11 protein-coding genes are annotated in these 13,757 nt (G+C 31.0%); all 11 read right to left on the bottom strand.

The window, feature by feature from the left end:
- Nucleotides 1-306: 306 nt before the first annotated feature.
- The 11 genes from ord to EG57_RS0217980 all read right to left on the bottom strand — a co-directional run bounded on the left by ord (nucleotide 307) and on the right by EG57_RS0217980 (nucleotide 13,743).
- A complete protein-coding gene (ord, locus tag EG57_RS0218030) occupies nucleotides 307-1,359 on the bottom strand; it encodes a 2,4-diaminopentanoate dehydrogenase (protein ID WP_032078538.1) in 1,053 nt (350 codons plus the stop codon).
- Nucleotides 1,360-1,413: 54 nt separating this feature from the next.
- Nucleotides 1,414-2,505: an ornithine racemase Orr gene (gene orr, locus EG57_RS0218025; RefSeq protein WP_032078537.1), complete on the bottom strand. Its 1,092-nt coding sequence runs from the start codon at nucleotides 2,503-2,505 to the stop codon at nucleotides 1,414-1,416.
- A gap of 27 nt (nucleotides 2,506-2,532) precedes the next feature.
- Nucleotides 2,533-3,906, bottom strand: coding sequence for a GlmL-related ornithine degradation protein (locus EG57_RS0218020; RefSeq protein WP_032078536.1), 1,374 nt, complete (start codon nucleotides 3,904-3,906; stop codon nucleotides 2,533-2,535).
- A 41-nt stretch (nucleotides 3,907-3,947) separates the two neighbouring features.
- A complete protein-coding gene (gene oraE, locus EG57_RS0218015) occupies nucleotides 3,948-6,152 on the bottom strand; it encodes a D-ornithine 4,5-aminomutase subunit OraE (RefSeq protein WP_032078535.1) in 2,205 nt (734 codons plus the stop codon).
- Complete coding sequence (locus EG57_RS0218010) at nucleotides 6,152-6,517, bottom strand: ornithine aminomutase subunit alpha (protein ID WP_032078534.1); 366 nt, start codon at nucleotides 6,515-6,517, stop codon at nucleotides 6,152-6,154. Before EG57_RS0218010 ends, oraE begins: the two co-directional genes overlap by 1 nt.
- Nucleotides 6,518-6,531: 14 nt before the next feature.
- Nucleotides 6,532-7,944 (bottom strand): 2-amino-4-oxopentanoate thiolase subunit OrtB, encoded by a 1,413-nt coding sequence (gene ortB / locus EG57_RS0218005; protein ID WP_032078533.1) that lies wholly within the window; start codon nucleotides 7,942-7,944, stop codon nucleotides 6,532-6,534.
- A 65-nt stretch (nucleotides 7,945-8,009) separates the two neighbouring features.
- A complete protein-coding gene (gene ortA, locus EG57_RS0218000) occupies nucleotides 8,010-8,297 on the bottom strand; it encodes a 2-amino-4-oxopentanoate thiolase subunit OrtA (protein WP_032078532.1) in 288 nt (95 codons plus the stop codon).
- Nucleotides 8,298-8,741: 444 nt separating this feature from the next.
- Nucleotides 8,742-10,142: a sigma-54 interaction domain-containing protein gene (locus tag EG57_RS0217995; protein WP_032078531.1), complete on the bottom strand. Its 1,401-nt coding sequence runs from the start codon at nucleotides 10,140-10,142 to the stop codon at nucleotides 8,742-8,744.
- A 230-nt stretch (nucleotides 10,143-10,372) separates the two neighbouring features.
- On the bottom strand, nucleotides 10,373-11,200 hold the full coding sequence (locus tag EG57_RS0217990; RefSeq protein ID WP_032078530.1) for a Cof-type HAD-IIB family hydrolase: 828 nt from the start codon (nucleotides 11,198-11,200) through the stop codon (nucleotides 10,373-10,375).
- Between the two features lie 201 nt (nucleotides 11,201-11,401).
- A complete protein-coding gene (locus EG57_RS0217985; RefSeq protein WP_200880577.1) occupies nucleotides 11,402-12,739 on the bottom strand; it encodes a GntP family permease in 1,338 nt (445 codons plus the stop codon).
- A gap of 167 nt (nucleotides 12,740-12,906) precedes the next feature.
- Nucleotides 12,907-13,743: a class II fructose-bisphosphate aldolase gene (locus EG57_RS0217980; RefSeq protein WP_032078529.1), complete on the bottom strand. Its 837-nt coding sequence runs from the start codon at nucleotides 13,741-13,743 to the stop codon at nucleotides 12,907-12,909.
- Nucleotides 13,744-13,757 lie beyond the last annotated feature (14 nt).

Genomic DNA, 13,757 nt, shown 5'->3' with positions numbered 1-13,757 from the left:
GAGTAAGAAAGGTTTAAATCAAGGTGATTAGTTACAGCACTTAGCTTGCCAACTCTCTAACAGCTCTTTTTTATTCACCATAATCTATAGGCATATAATGAAATTTTTTATTCGTTTTATATCTTTTTTATGATTTTTCTGAAAATTTAGCCTAAAGCTAAAAAATTAATGATTTTCTATTTAACTAATAAATTGTAGTAAAATTCAGATGAAGTTTACACAAATTTATTCATTACTAAATGAAACTTCATCCAAATTAACTTTTATTTAATAATAATTATTTCCACATATAACAAATTGCACTTATTATCTATCATTGACTAGATCTCGTACATCGCCTATAATTGCTCTTGGTAATGGTAAATCTAGCATAGTTTTTAGTCCAGGTGTAGAATTCATTACAAGCGGAATCATATTAACACATATAGCTATAGTAGCAATGCCTCCTGGAATTTCTGGCTTTATTTGAAGATCTATTTTAGGATCTCCATTTATTGTTATATAGTCCCCTGTGTCAACATTCTCAATCTCTGGTCTTATTTGTTGAGGGTGCTCCATTTTAATAAATATCTTATCTCCTAAAGAAGCATATCCTAGCTGTCTGCAACCTGCTACATCACCAGATTTAACTGATACTATTTCTGTAGAACGTGGAACAGTTGTAAGAATTGGTTCCTTTTCTTGTCTTATATCATTGAATTTAACATTAAAAGCTTCTTCAAACATTCCAAAGGATTGTAAAAAACCAACATGTCCAGCTACAGTATCATTTTTTACTCCTTCTATAAACTCTTCTTTTTTAAGTCCTATGCCTTGTTCCACCATAACAGCTTTACCGAAGCAAGCTAAATCATTTATTCTAGATACATTTATATTATCGACTTTGTCACAAACACCAGTTAGTGCAATAACAATTAGATCCATAATAAAGCCAGGATTTACACCAGTTCCTAATATAGAGGCATTATTTGCTTTTGCTATTTTGTCCATTTTCTCAGATAACTCTGGATCTAAAGCCTTTGGATATGACATTTCTTCAGCTGTAGTTACAACATTCATACCAGCCTCTGCTGCCATTTTTATTAAAGGAAATACTACTTTTGTAAATGAAGCTGTAGCTATCATACATACATCTGCAAAGCCCTTTTTAATAACCTGTTCGGGCTTATCCGTAACTATACAACAATTATCTTCATTTTCTTCTAAATCTAAAATATTGCAAAGCTTTTTACCTACTTTATTAGGGTCCATATCAATAGCACCAACTATAGTAAACCCTTTTTTCCCTAATATCATTTTAGCTATTCCACTTCCCATAGAGCCTAAACCCCAGGTTACCACTTTTACTTTTCTTTTCATAAAAAATTCCTCCTACAATAAAATTTTTTTATTTTATCTTTAGCAACTCCATTTCTATATACTAGACATTGCTAATTCATTTGCGTAATACTTTTTCACATATTGCGAAGTCATAGCGGCCAGAACACATCCATAGTCCATCTTGAATTTTACTATGTCTCCAACTTCAAGATCTCTTGAACTATCTGTAATATCTAAAATTAAATGATCGCTACTTGCACCAAAAATACTTATATTTTTATCTAAAGGTATAAGTCCATCTACCTTTATATCCTGCCTTCCTACAGCTACAATAGCTCTTTTACGTATTCCCATATCTTTAAAATGAGGTTTTTCACCAAAAGCATCCCTTCCTATTTCTCCTGTAGGAACCGTAGGCTTTTCTTTAACTTCTACTATTTCTCCTTTAAGTACAAAGGCATCATCATAGCAATTATCTATAGGTTTTCCAAAAGCTGTTTCCTTTCCTAATGCAATTCCTTCTCCTATTCTTAGTTGGTTAATTTCTTTTGGTATAGTGTTATTCATTACCATATAAATACTGCTAGAATTCCCCCCTGAAATTATTGGAAGCTCTATATTAAAAATCTTTTTTATATCTTTTTTTAACTCTACTAATTTACCTAAATTCCTTTCATCAGGAAGTATTCCTCCATAACAGGTAACATTAGTTCCTAACCCTATTAATTTTATATTACTAAGCTTTAATATTTCTCTAACGGTTTCAATAACATCTTTAACAAGTACACCTTCTCTTAAATCACCTACATCAACCATAAGTATAATGTTATGAACTTTATTAGTGCTTTCAGCTGCTTCTGATAAAACTTTAATAGTTTGTAATTCAGAATTAAGACTTATATCACTATATTTAACTACTTCTTCCGCTTCACTTTCCATTGAAATTCTTAAAAGTGTTTTTTTACAATGTATATCTTTCATGCTTATTAAATTTTGTATTCTAGAATCACCAAAGTGTTTAATTCCTCCTTTTAGCATTGCCTGTACTACAGATAATTCAGCACAAAACACTTTAGTTACCCCAACCACCTCAATACCTTTTTTACTGCACATTGATAGAATTGTCTTTGCATTATGCGTTATTTTGCACAAATCTATTTCTACACAAGGGTATTCCCTTTTCATAAACAAATTCTCCTTTTTTATTAATATTTAAAAATTTTCAACTTTCATAGATTCATTGATATTCAAGCTTTGCTTCAAAAGAGCTTCTGCAGCCTCTCTATTATCTTTACTTAGAACCCCTGCAGAAGCCATAATGTATTCCTTATCTATTAATGCTTTAGCACCTTTTCTAGGCATCATAGTAACATCATCTTCTAAAAACCTTATACCTAAAAGATTTTTTTCTCCATCTGGAAGCCTTGTAAGTGCCCCTCCAGTTCCTATAATATATTTCACTTGAGATAAATCTTTGCCATAAGCTGCAAAACCACTTTCTCCACCATATTTTCTTTTTATGGTTCCTACATGTCTATTTACAGCCATTTCCACTGCTTTTTTTGTAAGCACTAAACTTGCCTTTATATCTTCTTCTTCCTCTGGTATAGCTTTTATATGCTGTGATATATAATCCTTGTTAAGCTCACCAAGTTCTCTAATATCCAGTAAATCTATTACATTTTTGCTATTTACAAAAACCCCCAGATCACCTTCCACTGTTCTTTTGGCTTTAGGTTCAGGACTTATTAACATATCTAAAACTACTGCACTTCCATCAGTTACAGAATGGACATCTGTAGTAGCTCCCCCTACATCTAAAACAACTAAATCTCCTATGATATCATAAAGTATTTTTGCGCTCTCCATAACTGCACCAGGAGTTGGCATTATACTTCCATTTACCATGCTCTTTATTTTGTTCATACCTGAAGCTTTTACAATATTTTTTTCAAAAGCCTCTTGTATTATTTTTCTTGCAGGTTCTACATTTAATTCATCTACTCTAGGATAAACATTATCAATAATATAAAGTTCCTGGCCCTTAAATATTTCTTTTATTTCTTCTCTATTTTCAATATTTCCACAATAAACTATAGGTTTGTTAAACTTTTCCGCACTTATAAGTTCTGCATTGTAAATAGCTGTTTCCCTCTCACCATAGTCTGTGCCACCTGCAATCATTATCATATTGGGATTAATTTTACGTATCCTTTTTAAATCTATTTGCCTCATTTTTCCTGAAGTAACCATTTTTATTATGCCACCAGCACCTAATGCTGCTTCTTTAGCTGCTCTAACTGTCATCTGTTCCATAAGACCATGAACTGTTATTTTAAGTCCTCCTGCAGCACTACTAGTAGCCAGCATTTTTTCCCATGTGAGAGGTTCTTTTATTTTGTTTTCTATATCTTTTACTGCATTTTCTAGCCCAATAGTTACATCGCCCTCCAACACTGTAGTACAGCTTTTACCCTGAAAAGGAGCATCTACAAATATCTTTCCTAAGTTGTCGTGCTTTACATTAAAAGCTGTTACAAGTGTAGTAGTACTGCCTATTTCAGCAACCAAGTAATCTACTTTCATAAAAAGTCCCTCCTATTCAAATTGCTGCTTTACCTTAAAAATTATTCTTCTTCATCTGGATCAAGTCCCATTAATTTTTTAATTATAAAAGATGCAACATCTGTTCCATTGGAACCTCTTCCAAAACCAACATCCATGCCATGAGCTTTAGCTATTTCATCTGTTACTTGAGTACCGCCAGATACAAGAATTAATTTATCTCTTACACCTTTTTCTACACATAAATCATGAAGTTTTTGCATATTTTTTATGTGCACATCATTATGAGTGATTATAGTGCTGCACAATATAGCTTGAGCCTTTGATTCTATAGCTGCGTCTACAAGTTTTTCCACAGGACATGAAGTTCCAAGATATATTGCCTCTATACCAAATCTTTCTACACCACCATGTTTAATATCAATAACTTCTCTTAATCCAACAGAATGTTCATCTTCTCCAACAGTAGCTGCAACAACTTTTACAGGATGTTCTTTTACATAGTCTCTCATTATATCTGGAGCAAGAGTTTTTCTTCTTCTTGGAAGAGTAAGTTCATCTCTCTTCACAGCTTTGAAATCACATACTCCTTTAATTTCAACTAAAGTTCCTTCAGATTTTTGAAGTACTTGTTTGTGTATAATTTCTACATCCTTTAAGTTCATTCTCTTTCCCATTTCAATAGCTGCTGCTTCACTAATTTGTTCATTTTCAGGTAAACATAAAGTAACTTTCAAATATCCATCTTTAGACCATTGAACTTCAGGTACTATAGTACCATCTTCTTTTACATTTTCCATTCTCTTAAATACATTGTCATTTTCATCTAATTCATCTATATATTTAATTTTTGAATGATTACATAAAGTGCATTCATGTATAGCATCACAAGGTTTTTTATATTCCTTTGGTACATTGTTATATCCAAAATGCGCACAAACTGGTGCAAAATAATCTTCTTCTCTTTTTACTATAGTTCCTACAGCATCTCCACCTTCCATTTTTCTTGCAATGCCATCTCCATTTCTCTCTGGATACTGTCCTGAATCTATAAAGAAGCCACTATCAACTGCTTTAAAATATCCGCCAACTTCTATCATTTCTTCTAAAAACAGAACTGCTCTTTCTTTAAGCTCTCTTACTTTTTCAGGTAAATATCCAGTTTTCTTAAGTTCTATCATGTCCATTAGTCCATCCATAGCTATAAATGATTGCTTTGTTGTATTTACAGCATGTATATTATTATAATGCCATGGAACATTTCTTCCTTCATCTGGAGTTATGGTACTTTGAATGTCTACCGAAGTTAGTTCTGAAATTAATAAATTCAAAGTATGTCCTACTGTAGCTTCTCTTTCACAAGATTCTATATATTTAGTGTTCATTTGAGCTCTCATTTTGTATCTATCAAATAATTGTCTTAAAGCCACTGCATAAGGTAAATCATATCTCATGCAAGGAGCTGGTGCTGATGTTGGTGGTACTGTAGAAAGTGATATATTCTCTGGTTTCATCCCAATCATTTCTGAAAACTTTGAATTTATAGCATGCTGAACCATAAGTTCAGGCATTACATTATAACCTTTCATAGCTGTGGCATTGGCATTATGTGCACCATCTATTTGAAGCATCTCTGCCCATACCATTATTTTTTTAGCTACTGCAGCATCTACAAAAGATCTATACATATTTATATTTCTATAAAGTACATTATATTGTGGATCTTGGTGAGCTCCATTTACACCTTCTTCTGCAAACATAACTGCAATATCAGGTCCCGCTACACCAGACACATAGGAATGAAAATTGATTTTTCTTCCCACTTCTTCTTCTATTAAATCTATAGCTTTCCTTGTAGCTCTAACTTCTTTTCTTGTAATAGGAACACCACCTATTCCTTCTGGAGTTCCTTCTATTAATCCATCATAATGGCTTTGTCCTGCTGTCCTTATAACCATTAAGTGATCAGCTCCGTGCCAAGCTGCCATCCTCATCCTTCTTAAATCATCTTCAAATCTGCCTGAAGCTATCTCTGTAGTAATAACAGCCTTTGGTTGAGGGTCTATTCCATTAAAACTTCTTGCTGCAGGAAGAGGTTCACTATTTTTTAAAGGTTTAGATATTTCATGATAGGTAAATTCTCCAACTTTTCCTTCTTTATAAGGTTCTCTCCAATGCCAGCCTCTCCACTTTGGTTCATATTTATCTAAATCTTTTAATATTTCTTCTACATTAAGCTTTTCATTTTCTTTTAATTTTTCAATCATTATTTTTCACCGCCTTTCATTTTGTCTATTACTAAATTCCATCCTATTCCTTTGGATAATTCCTCTCCTGCTTTCAAGTAATCCATATTTTTTAATTTTGCATAGGTCAAAACCACATTTCCTATACCTTTACCCAATAAATTCCACTTGGTTCCATATTCAACTATTGGCTGCGCTTCTAGACTGGAAAACCCCATTCTTAAAAGTACTGAACGTTCAATAGCTGGGGATGTATATTGATAAGATAGATCAACTAAAGGCTTTACAATTTCAGAAGTAAGGCTCCAAAATTTATCATAAAGTTGTTCATCTGTTAAACCTTTTAAATGCTCTCTTCTCTTTGCATAATCATCTTCCCTTTTCATAATCTTCACCTCTTCTATTCTATTTCAATATTATTTTGATTTAATGCTTCTACAACCTTTTCTTTGCTGAATTTAGTCTCACTACATAAAAATTTTAAATCTATTTTTCCAATTTTATTTTCTTTTACTTTCTTAAAAGCATTTTTCAAATAAGATTTTCTTAAATTATCCATATTTTCATCAATTACAGTAACTAATCCAGGATGAGAAGGTAATATTATGTTTTTACCTGGTACTTGATCTTTTGGGTCCCCTACTAAAACCTCAATGCCATTTTCTTTTGCAAAGTTAAGTTGTGCTATGGGACTTTTGCCTGCTCCTGTATATTCAGTTTCTTGGACCACTATTATGTCGTCATCCTCGTATTCCTGAGCAATTACAAAGGCCGATGCTAATGAAGTGTTTCCAGCAGGTCCTCTTTCTAATCCTTCTAATTGAGCTAAAAGCTCGGTCATCCAAAATACCTCACCTTGTGTTATTGTCACATATCTGTCCATGTATCTTAGTGGTCTTGCTGAACTTCTTGGCACATCTGATCTATCTGGATTAGTCATAAATGGTATTCCAAAACCAGTGTGACCTGTTGTAAAAGATTTTTTATTAAATGCTATATCTGATGCCATATGCAAACCACTTAAATCCACAGATGCTCCTATTATTTTTGTATCCTTTGCTCCTGATTTTATAAGTCCTCTAGCCGTTCCTGTAACATTACCTCCACCTGCATGAGTTATAACCACAGCCTTAGGATCTTTTCCAAACCTTTCTCTACACTGATCTGCTATTTCAACACCTAGTGTTTCTATACCAGCCACTCCATAAGATGAATATAATGATGCATTATAATATCCTGTATCCTCAAGTATTTTTAAAAAAGTATAAAATAGTTCAGGACCTACAGTAAGTCTAACTACTTCTGAACCATATCCCTCACACTTTCTTCCCTTTTCCAATATTTCAGGTTGACCAACTTTTCTTGAATCATAGCATTCATTAGCTATTATGCATTTAAGACCTCTCATATTAGCTTGTGAAGCCACTGCTGCACCATAATTTCCTGATGTAGCTGCAGCTACTCCTTTATATCCTCTCTTCATTGCATCGTATACAGATACTGATGCTCTTCTATCTTTAAAGCTTCCAGATGGATTACAGCTTTCATCTTTTACAAATATTCTAGCTGCTTTTCTTGTTTTAGATACTTTCCTTGCCAATTTTGTAAGATTTCTTAATTCTAATAATGGTGTATCACCTACTCCTACTTCTTTTTGAATTTTTTTAATTTCTTCTAGAGAATATCCAACATCCTTCATAAGACCATCATAATTAAATGAAAGTCCCTCATTTTCATATTTATCAAAATCAATGCCAACAGATTTAAGCATAATTTCATTTTTTCTCAACATAAGCTCTTCATATTTATTCATGCTTTATAGACCTCCTATTATGAACTTTTATTTTACCGTTAACGTTTTCTCGCAAGGTAGTGTACTTACTTGATCATATCTCTGGCTTGTTTTCCTATGTAACCCAGTTCACTAATATATCTTCCAAAGGAATGGTAATAACCTGGTTCTACATCTACTACCTTCCCTCGAGCTATTCTTCCTACATTTGTTTCAACATTTACTTCATCGCCTAACTTACAATCATTTAAACAATTTCCCCTTATCCAACATTTAAGAGGAGTTTTTTTGGTTTCTTCTGGTATATTTTTAGCTCTTTCCTCAGGTATCAATACGATCTCCTCAACCTCAACCCATGTACCTTTTTTTATCATACTTCTTCACCTACCATAAATATAATTTTGTATGTATCAAATGGAACTTTTGTTTTCCATTGGTCTCGTTAATATATAAAGCAAACAGTGTGCCATATGCTGAAATCCTCTATTTATATAGCTTAAAAATTAATTTGTATAAAATAATCAGCAAAATTTCTTGCTATATATTTACTCAAATTGGTATTAAATAGATGTTGTCTAATATTTACAATTAATATAGCCATGTGCAAAATTTTTTTACATGTGACAAATTATTTTGCTATTGCATTAATTAATTAATTTTTTTGAATATTTATTCATTTTTAACATAACAAATAAAAACTAGTATGTATATATGCTTCTATTGTACATACTAGTTTTTATAAACTTTTATATTGAAAACACATTTTAATGAAAAATTTTAAAAATATTCATTATAAAGATATAGTAGTACTTTCTTTACTACTCTCCCTCATGCTTAATATTGTGCTTTTTTAATTTATACTGTAAATTTTGTCTTGAAATATTTAATTGCCTAGAAGTTTTACTTACATTATAATTATTTTTTTTAAGCACCTTTTCAATTACATTCTTTTCTATGCTGCCTATATATTTTTCTAAATCAATTTTTTCACAGTTATCTATATTAAAATCTTCATACAGCCCACTTATTGATTTATTAAAAATTTTAGATTCAAAATTGTTACAATTCAAAACAGAAGTATCATCTGACATATTTACAGCAGATTCAATTACATTTCTAAGTTCTCTTATGTTTCCAGGCCAGTTATACTTTAAAAACTTTTCCATTAAATCTTCATGTATTCTTTCTATATTTTTCCCCATAATATCATTGCATTCTTTAAGAAATTTATTAGCTAAAATAGGTATATCTTCTTTTCTCTCCCTTAGTGGTGGTATTCTTAATTTTATTACACTTAATCTATAATAAAAGTCTTTTCTAAGTTTTCCTGATTTCACAAGTTCCTCAGGTTCTTCGTTTAATGTAGCTATTATTCTTACATCTATATCTATAGGTTTATTGCTTCCAATTGGTCTTATGTATCCATCTTGAAGTACTCTTAAAAGTTTAGATTGAAGATATGGTTCCATTGAATTAATTTCATCTAACAAAATAGTTCCATGATTTGCTTCTTCAAATAATCCCTTTTTATTTTCCGCCCCTGTAAAACTACCTTTTGTTGTTCCAAACATCATTCCTTCAAGTAAAGCTGCTGGTATTGCAGCACAATTAATTGGTATAAAAGGGTTATTATTTCTTATCCCACCATAGTGAATACTTTGAGCCATTACTTCTTTTCCTGACCCTGTTTCTGCATATATTAAAACTGATGAATTTGACAAACTGGATCTTTTGGCTTTTTTCACTATTTCCTTCATCTTATCACTATTAGTAATTATATCTTTAAAGTTAAACCTTTTTTTTACTTTTGTATCATTTCCTTGTAGTTTATATATATATTCAGTAAGTTCCTTTAACCTTGTCATGTCTTTAGATATTTCAATTGCTGCTGCATTTTTACCATCACATGTCACAGGTACAGTAGTATTTATAGTCGTAACCTTTTTCTTGTATTCATTACTATACTGTTGAATTAAATCTACAATTTTTTCTCCACTTTTTAATACTTTCATAAGAGTTGATGTATCTTCCTTTACATCTGATAGATATTCATTAACACGCTTTCCTAAAACTTCATTAGGATTTATTCCTTCCACCTTACCCATTACCTGATTATAATATATAGTTTTACCTGTAGAATCTACAATTTGAATTCCTTCATCTAAATTTTCCAATAAACATTCTAAAATTTTTTTATGGTCCAATAAATTTTCTACCATGTTATCCCCCTTACTATCTTATTTTATATCAAGTCTATTTTGCGGGCATTATAGCACAAATTAAATTTACCTATAAACATACTTATATTATTCTAATTTTTAATTTTTTATAATAATATCTTAGAATTAATTTACTTTTTTATCAATAGTCATCAACCAAAATTTTACACAAAAAAGTACCAACAGTAATTACATCCCATTGGTACTTATCTACTACTATAATAAAATATTTATTTTTCCAATATAAACTTATTAATTGCATAAGCTATACCAGACTCATCATTTGATTTAGTTACATATTTAGCTTCTGATTTAACCTTATCAACTGCATTTCCCATAGCTATAGGCATTCCTACTTGTCTAAACATCTCAATATCATTATAATTATCTCCAAAAGCAATAACTTTACTTAAATCTAAATCTAACTTTTCAGATAAAATTTTAAGTCCATTCCCTTTTGAAGTATTTGATGCCATAATATCTAAAAGTCCCTTTAGTGAACTTACCATTGTAATATCATGAATTTCTGAAAAATCACTTTCAGCTAGCTTAACCTGATCACTATCTTCACAAACAAGCAAAATTTTAAAAGCATCAATTTCATCTAAATTTTCTATGATTTCATCATTTACATACTTTATTGGTATTGTTAAATCCTCTGAAAATGACTTATTTAAAATTTCATATTTTTTAGCCTTAGGATTATTTTTACTAGAATACACAGTATCAATAGTATATATAAAAAATTCAACATTATTTCTTATACTATAATTTATAATTTTCTTTACATCTGCTTTATTCATTATTTTTGAATAGAGAACTTCTCCTGTTTTTATATTTTTAATTAATCCACCATTACAGCATATAATATAGCCTTTTAAATTTAACTGTTTTATAAAAGACTTCATTAAAAGATCAACTCTTCCTGAAGCAATAACAACTTCAATCCCCATATTTTGAATTTTTTTCAATGCTTGTTCATTTTCTTTTGATATACTATCCTTTGAATTAAGCAACGTTCCATCCATATCACATACACACCAATTATATTTAATCATTAGTATCTTCTCCTTCTTAATTTATACTAAAATTATAATAACTAACTTTTACAAATTAATCTAAAAGCAATTATTTAATATTTCAAAAACTTATAATTAAACTGTATTTTATCAAAAACGATTAGGTATATATAATGTTTCTAAATTATATATACCTAACATATTTATATTATACTCTTATATTATTATATTTTTCTAGAATTAAATGAATGTTCCCACAATCATAGTTATAGCAATGGCAACAACAGATGCAACAGTTGTAGCTGCTGTCCATGATTTAAAGGTATCTCCTACTGACATTCCAAAATACTCTTTAACTATCCAAAATCCAGAGTCATTTACATGTGATAAACCAATTCCTCCTGCACCAATAGCTGCACATATTAATGCACGATTCACATCTGGATAACTAGATAAAAGTGGTAGAATTATGCCTGCTGAAGTCATCATTGCAACAGTAGTAGAACCAACAGCAAATCTCATTATAATAGCAACTATCCATGCTAACAATATCGGACTCATGTGCAAGTTTGTAAGAACACTTCCAAGTACCTTTCCTATTCCACTATCCTGAAGAACTTGATTAAACGCTCCGCCTGCACCTATAACTAGAAGTATACCTGCTACTGGTCCAAAGCAACCATCAGTAATCTTCAATATTTCTTCCTTTTTCATACCTCTTGAAAATCCAAGAGTAAAATATGAGAAAACTACAGAAATTAAAAGTGCTGCTATTGGATTACCAACAAATTCTACAAGACGAATATATGGTGCTCCCTTAGGTGCTGCTAATTCAACAATAGTTTTTACTACCATGATTATCATAGGTAATAATATTGTAAATAATGTTATTCCGAATTTAGGAAGTTTTTCTTCTGGTATAAGTTCATCTTGGAAAAGATTCTCTGGAGGATTAACTTTGACATATTTTGAAATCAAATTACCATAAATAGGTCCTGCACAAATTGCAGCTGGTAATCCTATAATTAAGCTTAACATAATAGCAGTTCCAACATCAGCCTTGAGAGTAGAAACAATAGCTAGAGCAGCAGGATGTGGTGGTACCATTGCATGTACTGTTATTAGTCCTGCTACAACAGGAATTCCTATTTTTACTAGTGACATTCTTGTTTGAAGTGCAATACTAAATATTACTGGAAGTAATAAAACAAAACCAACTTGAAAAAATACAGGTATTCCGCATATAAATGCTACAAATAACATTGCCCAATGTGCCCTTTTCTCACCAAAGGTATCAAGTAAGGTTCTTGCAAGACGCTGTGCTCCACCAGAAATTTCAAGCATCTTACCAAGGATTGTTCCAAGTCCAAGAACAGTTGCAAGGAATCCTAAAGTGCTTCCCATACCATTTTGAAATGAAACAGCAACTTTATCAAGAGGCATACCTGCTGCAGTACCAAGGAATAATCCGGCTATAGTTAATGCCAAAAATGCACTTAGCTTTGTTTTCATAATAAGAAACACAATCAAAGCAATAGAAATAAATAGAATGAGAATCATAATTGTTATATTACTCATAATAAAATCCTCCACTTAAAGTTTTTTCTAAAATTTATCATTTATGTTATCGTTTTCTTAGATCGTATAAATTATTGCAATACTATATCTGATATATGTAACATTTCTTTAAAGTGCAAACTTCACCTTTTCCCAGTTTTTTGAAGGTGAAGTTTACCTTCTAAAAGTTATTTAAATATCTTCATATATTTAGTAACTACTTCTTTAACAAATTCTGTTTCTTTTAATGATATCTCTGATAAATGATGTTTCTTATTATCATTTAACATTTCTCTTATTTTTTCTATAGTATATACTGATATTTCTGTATTAACATTTATTTTGCATATACCATTTTCAATACAGTCCTTCAATACATTTTGAGGAGTTCCTGATCCGCCATGTAAAACAAGTGGTATATGAACTTTTTCCTTTATTTTCTTTAGTATATCCACTCTTATATCAGGCACACCTTTATACATACCATGTACTGTACCTATTGATACCGCTAAAGCATCTATTTTTGTACTATTAGCAAATTCTTCTGCCTGTGCTGGACTTGTATAAATTTCTTTATCTTCTAAATTTCCTTCATTAGAATCTAATCCTGCTGCCAAAGAACCTAATTCAGCCTCCACAGATACATTACATGAGTGTGCAACTTCAACAACCTTTGAAGTATTTTCAACATTTTCTTCAAACTTCAAGGAAGATCCATCATACATTACTGAAGTAAATCCTGCCTTTATAGCCTTGTACACATTTTCCAAATTGCTGCAGTGGTCTAAGTGTAAAGCAAAAGGAACCTTAGTATCCTTTGATAAGTTATTTACCAAAGCGTATACTGATTTAAAATCCATATTTTTAATGTATTTTTCTCCAAATGCAATTATTGCAGGATTATTGTTCTGTTTACCAGCTTCTATAACACCTTTTATTGTTTCATAACTATATACATTAAATGAACCAACTGCATAATTATTTAACTTTGCATCAAGGAGAATTTCTTTCATGTTAACTAGCATTTTTCCTCCTTTCC

Origin of the sequence: Clostridium drakei, assembly GCF_000633595.2 — a bacterium.
In the GTDB taxonomy this organism is placed as follows: Bacteria; Bacillota; Clostridia; order Clostridiales; family Clostridiaceae; genus Clostridium_AM; species Clostridium_AM drakei.
Note: the sequence above shows the minus strand (reverse complement) of the source record. Positions and strands in the feature narration are given on the sequence as shown.